12 protein-coding genes are annotated in these 15,050 nt (G+C 67.5%); 5 read left to right on the forward strand and 7 right to left on the reverse strand.

Annotation, left to right across the window (positions count from 1 at the left end):
• Positions 1-28: 28 nt before the first annotated feature.
• From ABD231_RS31065 to soxR, 4 genes are all read right to left on the reverse strand, one after another.
• Entirely contained in the window at positions 29-544 is a 516-nt protein-coding gene (locus ABD231_RS31065) for a hypothetical protein (RefSeq protein WP_344159778.1), read from the reverse strand.
• A 25-nt stretch (positions 545-569) separates the two neighbouring features.
• On the reverse strand, positions 570-1,178 hold the full coding sequence (locus ABD231_RS31070; RefSeq protein ID WP_344159781.1) for a nitroreductase family protein: 609 nt from the start codon (positions 1,176-1,178) through the stop codon (positions 570-572).
• Between the two features lie 83 nt (positions 1,179-1,261).
• A complete protein-coding gene (gene snpA / locus ABD231_RS31075; RefSeq protein WP_344159784.1) occupies positions 1,262-1,936 on the reverse strand; it encodes a snapalysin in 675 nt (224 codons plus the stop codon).
• 188 nt (positions 1,937-2,124) lie between these two features.
• A complete protein-coding gene (gene soxR / locus ABD231_RS31080) occupies positions 2,125-2,598 on the reverse strand; it encodes a redox-sensitive transcriptional activator SoxR (RefSeq protein WP_344159787.1) in 474 nt (157 codons plus the stop codon).
• A 348-nt stretch (positions 2,599-2,946) separates the two neighbouring features.
• Here soxR and ABD231_RS31085 point away from each other — a divergent pair, with 348 nt between their 5' ends.
• A complete protein-coding gene (locus tag ABD231_RS31085) occupies positions 2,947-5,169 on the forward strand; it encodes a DEAD/DEAH box helicase (RefSeq protein WP_344159790.1) in 2,223 nt (740 codons plus the stop codon).
• A gap of 45 nt (positions 5,170-5,214) precedes the next feature.
• Here the strand turns inward: ABD231_RS31085 and ABD231_RS31090 are convergent, their stop codons facing one another.
• Positions 5,215-6,303 (reverse strand): aminotransferase class V-fold PLP-dependent enzyme, encoded by a 1,089-nt coding sequence (locus tag ABD231_RS31090; protein ID WP_344159793.1) that lies wholly within the window; start codon positions 6,301-6,303, stop codon positions 5,215-5,217.
• Positions 6,304-6,429: 126 nt separating this feature from the next.
• Between ABD231_RS31090 and ABD231_RS31095 the strand changes: the two genes are divergently transcribed.
• The 4 genes from ABD231_RS31095 to ABD231_RS31110 are packed head-to-tail and all read left to right on the forward strand — an operon-like array spanning position 6,430 to position 12,801.
• Positions 6,430-9,591, forward strand: coding sequence for a penicillin acylase family protein (locus ABD231_RS31095; protein ID WP_344159796.1), 3,162 nt, complete (start codon positions 6,430-6,432; stop codon positions 9,589-9,591).
• 15 nt (positions 9,592-9,606) lie between these two features.
• Positions 9,607-10,227: a YbjQ family protein gene (locus ABD231_RS31100; RefSeq protein ID WP_344159799.1), complete on the forward strand. Its 621-nt coding sequence runs from the start codon at positions 9,607-9,609 to the stop codon at positions 10,225-10,227.
• Positions 10,217-11,581: a GH1 family beta-glucosidase gene (locus tag ABD231_RS31105; protein WP_344159802.1), complete on the forward strand. Its 1,365-nt coding sequence runs from the start codon at positions 10,217-10,219 to the stop codon at positions 11,579-11,581. The genes ABD231_RS31100 and ABD231_RS31105 overlap by 11 nt, the downstream gene beginning before the upstream one ends.
• A complete protein-coding gene (locus tag ABD231_RS31110; protein ID WP_344159805.1) occupies positions 11,578-12,801 on the forward strand; it encodes an MFS transporter in 1,224 nt (407 codons plus the stop codon). The genes ABD231_RS31105 and ABD231_RS31110 overlap by 4 nt, the downstream gene beginning before the upstream one ends.
• On the opposite strand, the gene ABD231_RS31115 is transcribed toward ABD231_RS31110, so the two are convergent.
• Complete coding sequence (locus ABD231_RS31115; RefSeq protein ID WP_344159808.1) at positions 12,776-14,026, reverse strand: winged helix-turn-helix domain-containing protein; 1,251 nt, start codon at positions 14,024-14,026, stop codon at positions 12,776-12,778. The two genes, ABD231_RS31110 and ABD231_RS31115, sit on opposite strands and share 26 nt — an antisense overlap.
• Positions 14,027-14,044: 18 nt before the next feature.
• Positions 14,045-14,617 carry a hypothetical protein gene (locus tag ABD231_RS31120; RefSeq protein ID WP_344159811.1) on the reverse strand — a complete coding sequence of 191 codons (573 nt, stop codon included), beginning with the start codon at positions 14,615-14,617 and terminating at the stop codon, positions 14,045-14,047.
• Positions 14,618-15,050 lie beyond the last annotated feature (433 nt).

The following is a 15,050-nucleotide window of genomic DNA, read 5'->3' on the forward strand; positions in this document are numbered from 1 at the left end:
GTGTCGTAGGACGTCCGATGTCCTGCGGTCAGTAGACCTCGCACGCCTTGGCCTGAAACTCCGTCAGCGTCCAGACGCGGTTCGGCACCTCGACGTCTTCTTCCGGAAGGTCGGTGGGGAGGCTCACCAGCTCGCCTGGCTTCAGTTTCGCCAGCTCGTCCTGGCTGAAGTCGAGATGGGCGGCCGACCAGCTGTTGTCGTAGGTCCAGCCGTAGATCGTGTACCGCTTCGCGGGGTCGCGCGGTTTCAGCCGACCCTTCAGCGTCCACCCGTTCCCACCGTCCTGCAGGCTGAACTGCGAGAACCCGGTGACGGCCGGATCGGCAACCCACTCGCCGATCATCTCGTCGTTCCGCTCCGCGCGCGGCCGCACGTCCGGATCCGGCAGGTAAAGCGTGGCCCCGTCGATGTGCCCCTCACACATCTGCACAACCGCCGTCCCATCAGCAAGCATCCCGAACACGCCGCCCCCAGGCACGCCACAACTCGTCAGACACCCCAAACCCAGGGCCACCACGAGCGAGATCCCCACCCATCGACGCATCTCGTCAGGCTACGGCCGGCCGACGTCACCAGGTGTTCTCGTGAACCACTTCGTTATAGGGCCGCCGTTTCCGCGGCCGAGCGGCAACATCGCCGTACTGCTTGGCGTCGGGAGCCTCGTGCCCGAGGAGCGCGATGCCAACCGGGACGTACGACGACGGCATGCCGACCAGGTCGCGGATCAGCTCGTGCTCGACCCCACCGATGAACGCGGCCGCGATGCCTTCGTCGACAGCGGCGAGGAGGAGTAGGGAGAGAGCCGCGCCGGCGTCGGCGTACCAGTACGGGACCTTCCACAGGTCGTCGTCGCTGGTCTCGCTGACGACCTCCTGCTTGTCGGACTCGTGGTAGCGGTCGGTGTAGATCGCCGGACTGACGCAGACGACCACGTGCACTGGGGCTTGGGCGGCGAAGTTGGGCCGCTGCAACTGCTCGAACATCTCGTCCCCGGTCGCGGCGATGGTCGCGCGCTTGGCCGGGTCGGTGATCAGGACGAACTCGACGCCCTGGCTGTAGCCCGCGCTCGGACCACGCCGAGCTGCGTCGAGAACCCGCCGTACGACGTCGTCGTCCACCGGTTCGTTAGTGAACGAACGAACCATTCGCCGGCGCCGGACTGCCTCGGAGAACTCCACGGGTGCACGGTAGTGCGTGGGCAACGAAACTCCGGCTCGACCTACCCCCTGCCGGGATGGTCGAGCCGGAGAGACCGGGTGGGTCAGCGCGCGGTGTGGAAGGCGGCTGCGGGGGACTCGGCCTTGCCGTTGGCCCAGAGTTGGTTGACCTTGCTGCTCTCGGTGGCGTCCGGGTTGGGGTTGGTGCAGGACGGGCCGGGGCCGCCACCGGACATCAGCTCCGAGCACGGGCCGGAGTAGTGGTCCGGCAGACCGAGTACGTGGCCGGTCTCGTGGGCGGTGATGCGGGTGGAGTCGTACTCCTTGGACTGGGCGTAGTCGATGAAGATGTAGCCGCTGCCGTGGCCGTCGGTGGAGGCGTACGAACCGCGGGAGTCGTTGCCCTCGGTGTAGTAGAAGTCGTAGTTGCTGCCCTCGACGAGCTGGACGTTGCTGACCGACGAGTTCCAGATCTGGGTACTACGGCTGATCTGGCTCGCGAAGGTGGGCGCGTCCACCGAGTACGTGACGGTGACCGCGTCGAGCTTCTGCCCCGACTTGGCGGCCTTGGCCTGCTTGGCGCGCGCGGACTTCATGACCGCGTCGTAGAACGCCTTGGTGGCGGCCTCGTCCTGCGGTGACCCCGTGTACGCCGCGCGCGTGCTGGCGGTGGACACGGACGGTGCCGCAGGGGCGGGGGCCGCGGCGGCGACAGCCGGTACGGCGAGCGCGGCGGCGGCGAGCCCCGCGAAACAGGACAGGATGCGGCGATGCGACATGGGAGGGCCTCACTCCGGATCAGTGGCGGAAAGCAACCAGCGGACTACTGGCCGCTACAGTCGCGAGCCTGCCCCGCCCGCCGATTTTCCGCACGCATTCGCGAAGAACTCGGGGGTTAACCCGCGAATCCCGCTCCCGGTTCTATGTCCTCCATAACCGCCCACCTATGACTGTGGGGTGGCGGTGACTACTCGCCGGGGATGCCGACGTTGAGGATTCGGGCGCCGGGGCCGCGTTCGGCGAGGCGGTCGGACTTGTTGTAGAGGTTGCAGCGTTGCAGGCTGAGGCAGCCGCAGCCGATGCAGCCGTCGAGGTCGTCGCGGAGGCGCTCGAGCTCGAGGATTCGCTCGTCGAGGCGGCTGCGCCACGTCTTGGACAGGCGGCTCCAGTCGGAGCGGGTGGGGGTGCGGTCGTCGGGGAGGGAGTCGAGCGCCTCGCGGATCTCGGCCAGGGCCAGGCCGACCCGTTGGGCCGCTTGTACGAACGCGATCCGCCGGAGCGTGCTGCGCTGGTACTGCCGCTGGTTGCCGGCTGTCCGCCGGGAGCCGATCAGACCCTGGTCCTCGTAGAACCGCAGTGCCGACGCCGCCACTCCGGACCGATGAGCAATCTCCCCGATGGACAGCCAGTGGTCCTTGCTCGGGACGTTCTCCTCCGCCATACCTTCACCCTAGAACCGCACACCAAGAACTCAAGCTCGCTTTAATTGTGATGACAGCCCAGTTCTGTCACTGGTCTGGTGACGGGCATCATGGTCAGGGGTGCAGGGCATTTCCTGTACACTTGTCAGGTGTCGGTGCGCGAGTCGCGTCACCAGAGTTCTTTCCAGGCGCTCCGACCCGTCGGTTTCAGCACCCGCTGAAAAGTCCGGCGCCGAGGGTGCAACGCGATAGCACCCGCAGGTCGATGCCTATCTCCTGCCTGATGTTCAGACCGGACAGCTTTTGGCTGCCCGGCCTCTGCACGCGGGCCACTCGGGGTGTCGTCCGCGATTTTCGAGAGAGAGATTGTGACTCAGCACCACCCGGAAGATGCGGCCTCGAAGAAGCCGCGGCACAAGAAGTTCCAGAACCAGTCTTTTGGCGAGCGGATGGGTGACACCCCCTCCACCGCGCCGGCAGCTCGTGACGACCGCGCCGAGCGTCGTGGCGGACCTTCGCAGTACTCCGACCGTGGACAGCGTGGCGACGACCGTCGTCCGCCGGCCAAGGGTTACCGCTCCGACCGGAGCACGCAGCCGCGCCGCGACAACGACCGGCCGGCCTACCAGCAGCGCGACGACCGTTCGTCGTACCAGCGTCGGGACGACAAGCCGTCGTACCAGTCGCGGGACGAGCGTCCGTCGTACCAGAAGCGTGACGACCGGCCGTCCTACTCGCAGCGGGACGACCGCTCGCGGGGCGACCGCCCGCAGTACCAGCAGCGCGACGACCGCTCCTCCTACCAGCGCCGCGACGACAGGCCGTCGTACCAGTCGCGGGACGAGCGCCCGTCGTATCAGCGTCGGGACGACAAGCCGTCCTACCAGCAGCGCGACGACCGTTCGTCGTACCAGCGTCGCGATGAGCGCCCGTCGTACCAGCAGCGGGACGACCGCTCGCGGGGCGACCGCCCGTCGTACCAGCGTCGGGACGACAAGCCGTCGTACCAGTCGCGGGACGAGCGTCCGTCGTACCAGAAGCGTGACGACCGGCCGACCTACGCACAGCGGGGCGACCGGCCGACCTACCAGCAGCGCGACGACCGTTCGTCGTACCAGCGCCGGGACGACAGGCCGTCGTACCAGCAGCGTGACGAGCGCCCCTCGTACCAGCGTCGTGAGGACAAGCCCTACGTGAACCGTGAACGACCGAACTACCAGGACACCCGGAGCCAGGACGTCGCGCCGGAGGACCTGGGCACCGTTGCCGAGGACAACCAGTTTGCCGCGCTCGGCCTCGCGCCGCGGCTCGTGCAGCGACTGGCCCGCGACGGCATCACCGCGCCGTTCCCGATCCAGGCCGCGACCATCCCGGACGCGCTGTCCGGCAAGGACGTTCTCGGCCGCGGTCAGACCGGCTCCGGCAAGACCCTGAGCTTCGGCCTGCCGACGCTGATGCGGCTGTCCGGCGGCCACACCGAGTCGCGCCGCCCGCGCGGGATGATCCTCGTCCCGACCCGGGAGCTCGCGATGCAGGTCCACGACGCGCTCGAGCCGCTGGCCCACGTGATGAACGTGTCGCTGAAGCTCATCGCAGGTGGCCTGCCCTACCCGAAGCAGATCGAGTCGCTGCGTCGCGGCGTCGACCTGCTGATCGCCACCCCCGGCCGGTTGATCGACCTGTGTGAGCAGGGCGCTGCCGACCTGGGCGCGGTCGAGGTCGCGATCCTCGACGAGGCCGACCACATGTGCGACATGGGCTTCATGCCGGCCGTCACCACGCTGCTGGACATGACCCCGGCCGAAGGCCAGCGGCTGCTGTTCTCGGCGACGCTGGACAACGACGTCGACACGATCGTGAAGACCTACCTGAAGGACCCGGTCACGCACTCGACCGAGTCCGGCCAGGCCACGGTCTCCACGATGGAGCACCACCTGCTCGTCATCGAGCCGGGGCACAAGCAGTCGCTGACGGCCGAGCTGGCCAGCCGCGACGGCCGCACCATCGTCTTCGTCCGCACCAAGCTGGGCGCCGACCGCGTCGCCACTCAGCTGCGCGACCGTGGCGTGATGGCCGCGGCCCTGCACGGTGGCCTGACCCAGGGTGCCCGCAACCGGACGCTGGACCAGTTCAAGGACGGTTCGGTTCCGGTGCTGGTGGCAACGGATGTCGCCGCGCGCGGTATCCACGTCGACGACGTCGGCCTGGTCGTTCAGGCTGACCCGCCGGCCGAGCACAAGGACTACCTGCACCGCGCCGGTCGTACGGCGCGTGCCGGTGGCAAGGGTGCGGTTGTCACCCTGCTCCTGCCGCACCAGCGTCGGGGCATGATCCGGATGGCCGAGACCGCGGGTGTCGAGGCCGAGCCGGTCCGCGCCCGTCCGGGCGACGAGCTGGTCACCGAGCTGACCGGCGGCAAGACGCCGTCCGGTTACCCGGTCCGGCTCCCCGCTCCGAAGCCGCAGCGCGGTGGCGGTGGCGGTCGTCGCTTCGGCGGTGGCAGCAGCGGCCCGCGCCGCAACAGTGGCCCGCGTCGGGACAGCAACGGCCCACGTCGCGACAGCGGCCCGCGCAAGTCGTACCAGCACTGACACTGAGCGAAGCCCCGATCTCCTGCAGAGGAGGTCGGGGCTTCGTTATGTCAGCAAGGACCAGAGTCTCGCGAGGATGACATCGACCTCGTCCTGGGTCAGCGGGACGAGCTCAAGCACCAACTGGTCATCAGCGAGCCGATCGGTCATCACGTAGATCGATGGGTTGCCGGCCTCGAGCTGAGTCGCGACGTCGTGTGCGTTAGGCACGGTGAGGACCGCGCGGGAGATCTGTAACCCAGCAGGATCCGGTACGACGGTTGCCGTCACACCGGGGATCTTGGCCGCGGCCTCGGCGAACTCGCTGACCTTGGCCAGCTCGTCGGCCTCCCACTTCATCCGGTCCAGCGCCTGCCACTCCTCGAGTGCGGCGATGACCCCGATGACCGCTTCCTTGGTCGGCTTCATCGTCCGACCGATGCCCTTTTCCTGCGCACGGACAGCCTGCACGAGCGGCCAAGTTCCGGCGACCAGCCCGGCAGTCGGCGACGCGAGGTACTTCTGCCCACTGATCAGCACGAGATCGGCGCCAGTGGCAAGCAAGTCGGCCACCCGCGGGAACTGGGCCGCCCCGTCGATGATCGCCGGTACGCCGCGGCGGTGGGCAGCGCGGATCGCCGCCACCAGGTCGATCGGTGGACCGCTGGTCAGTCGTGACGATACGAGCATCAGGCAACAAACATCGGGGCCGTCGAGCTCGGCCTCCAGATCGTCAATGGTGCAACGGGTTTCGTCACCCGCGAGATCGACCTGAGCACCCGACAACCGGATGGCCTGCAGATTCGAGTGGCCGTAGTCGACCACGTGACAGGCCGGCATCACTACCCGGTTGTGCATATCCGTTGCGTCCGGCAACGAGGCGATCCGGCGCGGGTCCGCGCCGGCCATGGTGGCCGCGACGGCGAGCGTGATCCCGGCCGCGGTGCAGTGCACGACGGCACCCGCCTGGGCGCCGGTGACCTGCGCGATGGTCTCGCTGACCCGGTCCCCGAGCTCGGTCATCACGAAGAACTCAGGGAGAGCCTGTGCGACGGCGTCCGCTACCCCGTCGGAACTCCGGGACACACCCAGCGGGGTGAAGGTCCCCTTGGCGTTGATCACCGAACTCAACCGATATCGGTCATGAATGCTCATGGTGGTCGTCACAGTAATGGTCACTGTCCGTACTTGAACAGTAGTCACCCCGGACCAATCGCCGAGCTCTTGACCACGAAGCTACTAGTGAGTCATTCTCAGTTTCTTCGACCAAGGGAGGACTCCGTGCCCCGCCCCGCGCCCAGGACCCGCACCCTTCGTACGACGATCGCAGTGCTGGCGAGTACCGCCGTACTGGCGACACTGCCCGTCCCGACCACCCAGGCCACACCTCAAGTCGTGACTGCGGCCGCGCCCGTGGACTACTGCGCCGCGCAGTGTCGCGACATCCTGCCGCCAGGGCAGAACGGCAACGCGACCTTCACGGATCTCCTTGCTTTCAAGGCTCTTGGGGTCCGTCCGCCGCATTTCAGCGACACCGTGAAGCCGTACCAGGACCTGGTCTGGAACTCCCAGGGCATCCAGGACGACGGCCTCGCGCCGTACTTCGACGATGCCTCGTTCGGGGTGAAACCGGGCGATGTCGCGAGCACGATCTCGCCGCGGTCCGACGTCACGATCGTCCGGGACAAGTCGCGCGGGATCCCGCACATCACCGGGACCACTCGCCTGGGGACGATGTTCGGCGCCGGGTTCGCGGGTGCGCAGGACCGGTTGTTCGTGATGGACGTCTTCCGGCACCTCGGTCGGGGCCAGCTGACGCCGTTCGCCGGTGGGGCGCCGTCCAACCGGGCGTTCGAGCAGGAGTTCTGGCGGACCGCGCCGTACACGGAGGCCGACCTGCAGCGTCAGTACGACGACGCTGACGAGCTGTACGGCGCCGATGGCGTGAAGATGCAGCAGGACATCCAAGCCTGGGTCGACGGAGTCAACCACTACATCACCACGATCGGCATCGCGTACCCCGGTGAATACGTGGCGCTCGGTCTGGACTGGCCGACGGCTCCGTGGAAGGTGACCGACGTGGTCGCCACCGCGGCCGTGGTGGCCGGCATCTTCGGCACCGGCGGTGGTTCCGAAGTGAACTCCGCCCTTGCCCTGCTGGAAGCTCAGGCCAAGTACGGCGTTGCCCAGGGCACCAAAGTCTGGGAGTCCTTCCGATCCCAGAACGACCCGGAAGCCAGTACGACGGTCCACAACGGCACGTCGTTCCCCTACGGAACCACTGGTCCGAACCCGGCCGGCCGGGCGATGCCCGATCGTGGCTCGGTCACCCCGGAACCCGAGGTCATCAACCAGACCGTCAACAAGACAGCCGCGGCCAAGCCGGCGCCTAAGGGATCCGAGAGTCTCAAGGGCATCTTCAACGGTGGCGTCTTCCCGGAGGGCTACGGCAAGAAGGCGATGTCGAACGCGCTGCTGGTCTCCGGTGCACACACCGAGAGCGGCAACCCGGTCGCGGTCTACGGGCCGCAGACCGGCTACTTCGCACCGCAACTCCTGCTCCGCCAAGAGCTTCAAGGTCCCGGCATCAGCACCCGCGGGATCGCCTTCTCCGGGCTCAACTTCTACACGCTGATCGGCCGCGGTCCGGACTACTCCTGGAGCGCGACCTCCGCCGGCCAGGACATCACCGACACGTTCGCCGTACCGCTCTGTGAGCCGAACGGGGGTACGCCGACGAAGAACTCGACGTACTACGTCTTCCGGGGCGAGTGCACGCCGATCGAGCGGCTCGAGCGGAACAACGCGTGGTACTCGAGTCTGGGGTCGTCCGAGCCGGCCGGTTCGTACACGTTGGTTGCCCTGCGCACCAAATTCGGGATCGTCACGCACCGCGGCACGGTGGGCGGCAAACCGGTGCTGTTCACCAAGAACCGGTCGACGTACGGCAATGACGCGGGTTCGGCACTCGGCTTCATGATGTTCAACGACCCGGAGAAGATGAAGTCCGCGGCCGACTTCAAGAAGGCCTCGGAGAAGATCGGCTACACCTTCAACTGGTTCTACACCGACAAGTCGTCGATCGCGTACTACAACTCCGGCGACAACCCGGTCCGCGCGGCCGGGGCCGATCCGAACCTGCCGACCTGGAGCACGTACGAGTGGCAGGGCTGGAACTCGTCGACCAACAGGGCGACGTACACGCCGCCGGCCGAGCATCCGCAGGTCGTCAACCAGGACTACCTGACTAGCTGGAACAACAAGCAGGCACCCGGGTTCTCGGCATCCGACGGTCAGTGGGGCTACAACGGTTTGTACCGCAACCAGCCGCTCGACGACCGGATCAAGGCGGTCATCGGCAGCGGGCAGAAGTTCACCCGCGGCAAGCTCGTCGAGGCGATGGAGGGCGCGGCTACGGTCGATCTGCGCGCCGACTATGTCCTGCCGTACCTGCTCCGGGTGCTCAAGAGCGCACCGATCACCGACCCGGCGGTGGCGGACGCGGTCGCCAAGCTGACCGCCTGGAAGGACGCCGGCAGCCACCGCAAGTCGCCGAACGCATCCTCCAAGACCTACGACCACGCGGAAGCGATCCGGATCCTCGACGCGTGGTGGCCGATCCTCGTCCCCGCCCAGTTCAAGGACCTCGGACCCGACCTGTACGGCGCTCTGGTCAAGAACCTGAAGATCGACGAGCGCCCGAGTGCGCAGGGATCGGCGTTCCAGAGCGGCTGGTGGGGTTTCGTGCAGCGTGACCTCCGCAAGGTGCTCGGCGATCCGGTCAAGGCGTCCCAGCCGGTGACGTTCTGCGGTAGCGGAGCGCTCGCCGCCTGCCGTTCGCTCCTCACCGACTCCTTGCTGGCCGCAACCAAGGTGTCGGCCACGACGACGTACCCGGCGACAGCGGACTGTACGGCGGGCGACCAGTTCTGCGCCGACCAGATCGCGCACAACCCGATGGGCGGGATCACGCAAGACCGGAGTGCCTGGGTCAACCGGCCGACGTACCAGCAGGTGATCGAGTTCCCGGCGCACCGCGGTGACGACGTGAGCAACGTTGCCCAGGGCAAGACGGCGACGGCGAGCAGCCACGAGACGGGCTGGTACAACTCGCCGCCGCCCAACGCGGTGGACGGGAACCTCGGCACCCGGTGGGCCAGCGGCTGGTCGGATCCGCAGTGGTTGTCGGTCGACCTCGGGAGCACCCAGCAGGTCGGCCGGGTGGTGCTGAACTGGGAGTCGGCGTACGCGAAGGCCTATCGAGTCGAGGTGTCGACGGACGGGTCGGCCTGGCGACAGGTGTACGCGACGACGACCGGGAACGGTGGCGAGGACGTGGTGCGATTCCCGGCGACCCAGGCACGATTTGTGCGGGTTGTCGGGACACAGCGGGCGACGTCGTACGGGTATTCGCTGTATGAGCTGCAGGTGTTTCGGCAGTGATGTCAGGATGAGTGCATGACACAGAACTTCCCTCCGAACCCGAACCAGCCCTACCCGCCGCAGCAGCACCCGCAGCAAGGCGGCGGGTACCAGCAGGGACCCCCGCCCGGCTACCAGCCGCCGCCGCAGCAGGGGTACCAGCAGGGGCCGCCGCCGCAGGGCTACGGCCGGCCGGGTCCGGGGTACGGGCAGGCGCCGGGTAACTACCCGCCGGCGCAGCAGAACGTTCCGCACGTCGCGCCGCAGGGCTCGCCGTACCCGGTGCTGGTCTCGACCATGAACGACCTGCCCGGGTACGTCGCGGACAAGGTCTTCGGCGAGGTCTTCGGGCTGACCGTGCGGAGCCGCGACTTCGGCTCGAACTTCACCGCCAGCTTCCGGTCGCTCGGTGGCGGTGAGGTGCCGGAGTACACCCAGATGCTGGCCGAGTCGCGGCACGTCGCCGTGATGCGGATGTGCCAGATGGCGCACCAGATGGGTGCCAACGCGATCCTCGCGATGCGGTTCGACTGCACCGAGATCGCGCAGACGATGAGCGAGGTCGCGGCGTACGGCACGGCGGTCGTCGTACACAAGGTCGAGCCGCCGCGCCCCGTGGACACCACACCCGATGAGGATGATGCGAGTGACGGCTGAGCTTTCCTTTCCGCCCGGATTCCGCTGGGGTGTGTCCACCTCGGCGTACCAGATCGAAGGGGCCGTGGCCGAGGGTGGCCGCGGCACTTCGACGTGGGACACGTTCTGCGCCGAGCCCGGCAAGGTCCTGAACGGCGAGACCGGTGCGGTCGCGTGCGACCACTACCACCGGTACGCCGAGGATGTCGCGCTGATGCGCGAGCTCGGGATCGACACCTACCGGTTCTCGTTCGCCTGGCCGCGGATCCAGCCGGACGGGACCGGCCCGGGGAACGCGGCCGGTCTGGACTTCTACGACCGGCTGATCGACACCCTGCTCGGCGCCGGGATCAACCCCGCGCCGACGCTGTACCACTGGGACACCCCGCAGCCGCTCGAGGACGCCGGCGGCTGGCTGTCGCGCGACATCACCGAGCGGTTCGCCGACTACGCGTCGGTGCTGGCCGCTCGGTTCGCGGACCGGGTGCCGATGTGGATCACGATCAACGAGCCGATGGTGCTCACGCTGATGGGCTACTCGCTCGGCGCACACGCCCCGGGTAAGGAGCTGATGTTCGACGCTCTCCCGGTCGCGCATCACCAACTGCTCGCGCACGGCCGGGCGGTCCAGGCGCTGCGGGCGGGCGGAGCTCTGAATATCGGGATCGCCAGCAACCACGCGCCGACCTGGCCGGCCAGTGACAGCGCCGAGGATGTCGAGGCCGCCGGGCTCTACGACAACCTGATCAACTGGCTGTTTGCCGACCCGATCCTGCTCGGGAAGTATCCGGCCGGGTACGAGGCCGCGATGCCGGGGCCGGTCGAAGAGGATCTGAAGATCATCTCGACACCGCTCGACTGGTTCGGGATCAACCACTACGCGCCGGTCTCGGTCGGTGCCGCGACGGGCAATGCGGATGTGGGTGCGACCGACGGGATCCCGCTCCCGCCGGGACTGCCGTTCGAGCCGCGGGCTCTGGAAGGTGTGGAGCGGACCGACTTCGGCTGGCCGATCGTGCCGGCGGCGTTCGGTGAGATCCTCCGAACCTTTAAGGACCGGTACGGCGATCGCCTTCCACCGATCTACATCACCGAGAACGGGTGCGCGATCAACGACGTACCGGTCGACGGGGTGGTCGACGACCAGCGCCGGATCGCTTACCTGGATGGGTATCTGCGGTCGTTGCGGTCGGCCATCGATGACGGGGTCGACGTCCGCGGGTATTTCCAGTGGTCGCTGATGGACAACTTCGAGTGGGCGGCCGGGTATTCGCAGCGATTCGGGCTCGTGCATGTCGACTTCGAAACCCTCGAGCGGACGCCCAAGGCGTCGTACCACTGGTTGCGCGACGTGATCGCGCAGAACCGCGAATGACCGCTCTCACCGAGCCCACCGTGCGGGTTCGGGCCGGGTGGACCGCCGCGGTCGTGCTCGCGAACGTCGGGGTGTTCGCGGCCTGGTTCGGCCCGATCCAGGTGCTGCTGGCGAAACAGTCCGAAGCGATTGCTCCTGGCAACAAAGAGTTCGTCTTCGGACTGGTCACCGGGATCGGTGCAGCGGTGTCGGTGGTCGCGGCGCCGGTCTTCGGCGCGGTGTCGGACCGGACCACCTCGCGGTTCGGCCGTCGCAGGCCGTGGACAGCCGGCGGTGCGCTCGGCGCTGCGGCCGGTCTGCTGATCCTGGCCGGTGCACAGGGCATCGCGCTGATGCTCGTTGGCTGGTGCCTCGTGCAGCTGTTCGGCAACGCCGTACTGGCTGCACAGACGGCGACAGTCCCCGACTGCGTGCCGGTCGACCAGCGCGGCGTCGTCGGCGGCTGGGTGGCCGTCGCCCAGGTCCCCGGCGCACTCGTCGGGACCGCGCTGGTGACGGTTGCCGGAGGCATCGGTCTCGGGTACGTCGCCTGTGCGGTCTTCCTCGCGCTGTCCGTCGTACCGTATGTGCTGCGCGCGCAGGACACTCCGCTCGCCGTGCAGCCACCGCCGTTCGTGCTTCGTGAGTTTCTGCGCGGGTTCTGGGTCAGTCCGCGGCGTTATCCGGACTTCGGGTGGGCGTGGCTGACGCGGTTCCTGTTCAACGTGGGGAACTCGCTCGGTCTGCTCTACCTCTTCTACTACCTGCAGGATGAAGTCGGCGTCGCCGACGCGACCACCGCCGTACTGATCCTGACCGCGATCTACAGCGTCTGTGTACTCACCACCGCGATCGCCTTCGGCAGTTGGTCGGACCGCACCGGCCGCCGGAAGATCTTCGTGATCGGCTCCGGCCTGGTGATGGCAGTCGCCGGCGTGATCCTCGCCCTCTGGCCGACCTGGCCCGGCGCGATCCTCGGCGCGATCGTCCTCGGCATCGGCTTCGGCGTCTACCTCTCGGTCGACTTCGCCCTGATCACCGAGGTCCTCCCCAACGCCAAAGACCGCGCCAAAGACCTAGGCGTCATCAACATCGCCAACTCCTTCCCCCAGGTCATCGCCCCCGTCATCGCCGCCCCCATCGTCAAACACTTCGGCGGCTACCCCGTCCTCTACCTACTCTCCGCAGTCGTCACCGCCCTAGCCGGCGTACTAGTCAGCAAGGTTCGTTCCGTACGGTGACGTTCTCCAGACCGAGCCAGGTCGCCATGAGTTCGAGTTCTTCGCGGAGGGGGTCGGTGAAGTCGGGGGCGTTGGGTTCGGGGGTGATGGTGGGGACCACGAGGGTGGAGGTGGAGCGGTCGGCTTTGAGGTCTACGCGGGCTACTAGGTTGTCGCCTAGCAGGAACGGGAGGACGTAGTAGCCGTGGATGCGGTCGGCGGCTGGGGTGTAGATGCTGATGCGGTAAAAGAAGTCGAAGTACTGGTGGGTGCGGTCGCGGTTCCAGAGCAGGGGATCGAACGGCGACAGCAGTGCGCGGGCGTTGACCGGGCGATCGACGGACTCGTGCCAGCGGTAGCTCTGCTTGGTGATGCCTTCGACTTGTACCGGGACGAGTTCACCGGACTCGACGAGCTCCGCGACGGTCCGGCGGGCGGTGGCGGTCGGCAGTTTGTAGTGTCCGCGGGAACCGCATAAATCGGCGGCCGTGCCGATGCCGATGCCGCGGGCGGCGATCTTGATGAGCTCGCGTTGCGGATCGTCGGGCTCCGGCGCAGCCAGTACGGCGGCCGGCAGCACGCGCTCGGTGAGGTCGTACAGCCGCTCGAAGTTCCGCCGGCCGGCGATGCTCACCAGACCGGCGCAGTACAGGTACTCGACCGCGATCTTCGCGTCCTGCCAGTTCCACATCGACCCCGTGCTGGGGTCGGGATCCGGGTCGCTGCGCTTCCGGCGTACCTCGTCGGGACTGATCTCACCGGCGGTCAGCGGTCCTCGCTCGGTGATCGTCGCCAGCACCTTCTCGACGAACCCGGGCCGCTCGGCCTGCAACCGGCGCATCCCGACCACCACCGACCACGGAGCCGTGATCTCCGGCGCGGGATCCGCGGACCAGTCCTGTTGTCTGGCGGCCCGCATCCGGTGCCGGAGCAGCGGGTAGTACTCGACCGGCAGCAACGCCGCCTTGTGCGCCCAGAAGAATTCGAACAGCTCCGCCTGCGGCCCCCAGCTCAGCTGGTCCAGCCGGTCCCGCGAGTAGTTGCCCAACCGCGAGAACAGCGGCAGGTAGTGCGCCCGCGTCAGCACATTCACCGCATCGACCTGCAGTACGCCGGCGTCCCCGATCGCCGACCGCATCCGCCGTACATCAAAACGACCTATCGGCCGCCCGCCCGCGAACCCTTGCGCCCCCAGCGCAATTCGTCGAGCCGCAGCGACCGATAGGTCGTCCCCGATCAGCTTCATGATCTGAAGCTATCGCCCTCAACCGACAAGCGTGACCGTCTGCGTCGCCTTGCGCAGCACGTCGTCCATCGTGGACTGGTCCTGCAGCCGCCCACCCACAGTCAGCTCCAGGTACGCCCGGTTGCCCCCGTCGAGCGTGTCGGCGTACCGAGTGGTGACGACGCGCTGCCCCCGAGCGCCGTCGCGGTACGTGTACTTCACGTCGTAGAAGACGACCTTCTTGGCGTTCCACGGAACCGTCGACGGCGTGACCCCGTTGGACAGCGACAGAATCTTGAGTCCCGGCACCTTCTTCAGCTCAGCCGTCTTCCGCGCGACCTGAGCCTTCGGGCTCACCTTCGCGTAGATGCCGTCCACCCGCAGCATCTCGTTCGACCCGTGCGTGAACTTTCCCTCGAACCGATCGATCTGCGTGAACTTCCACCCCTTGGGCGCCTGCAGCGCCACGTTGCAGTGATCCTTCGAAGTCCCCCAGCACTTGTACGCGTAACTAGGCGCCGCCGCACTGCTCGCCCCCGCGCCCGCAACCACAGCAGCCACCCCTGCAGCCAACGCCCCAGCAAGCATCCGCCCCAGCACGCTCTTCTTCATCACAAGCCCTCCCTCACGCCGGCCCCGATGGCCTAACGCGAACTGAGACGCACCTTGCTCACCAATGGTTGGGCCCGAATCCCACCGAGATCATTTCGTGCCCATTCGCGCATGAAGGACGAGCTGAGTCGCCGGCCCCGCCGTACAGAAGGTGGGTGCACCCACCAAATAGGAGGTTCCCACCCCGGGATTCGGGCAGGAACCTCCAACCCGGTGGGTTCACCCACCAAATGGGAGCCGGCCGGAGGCGGGGGACGCGGGGGATGCTCCTATGGATGTCAATCGGCGTTGGCCACGCCCACCCTGATACCCAAAGGTGGGTCGCCTTCTCTTTGTGCACGAGATCCATCTTTGTGTATCCACCAGTCACTTTTCGGGGCGCTATGTGGTTGGTGGGTTCTCAAAGATGAGCAGGGTGCACAAAGAGCAGCGA

Source organism: Kribbella yunnanensis (assembly GCF_039529655.1).
GTDB lineage: Bacteria > Actinomycetota > Actinomycetes > Propionibacteriales > Kribbellaceae > Kribbella > Kribbella yunnanensis.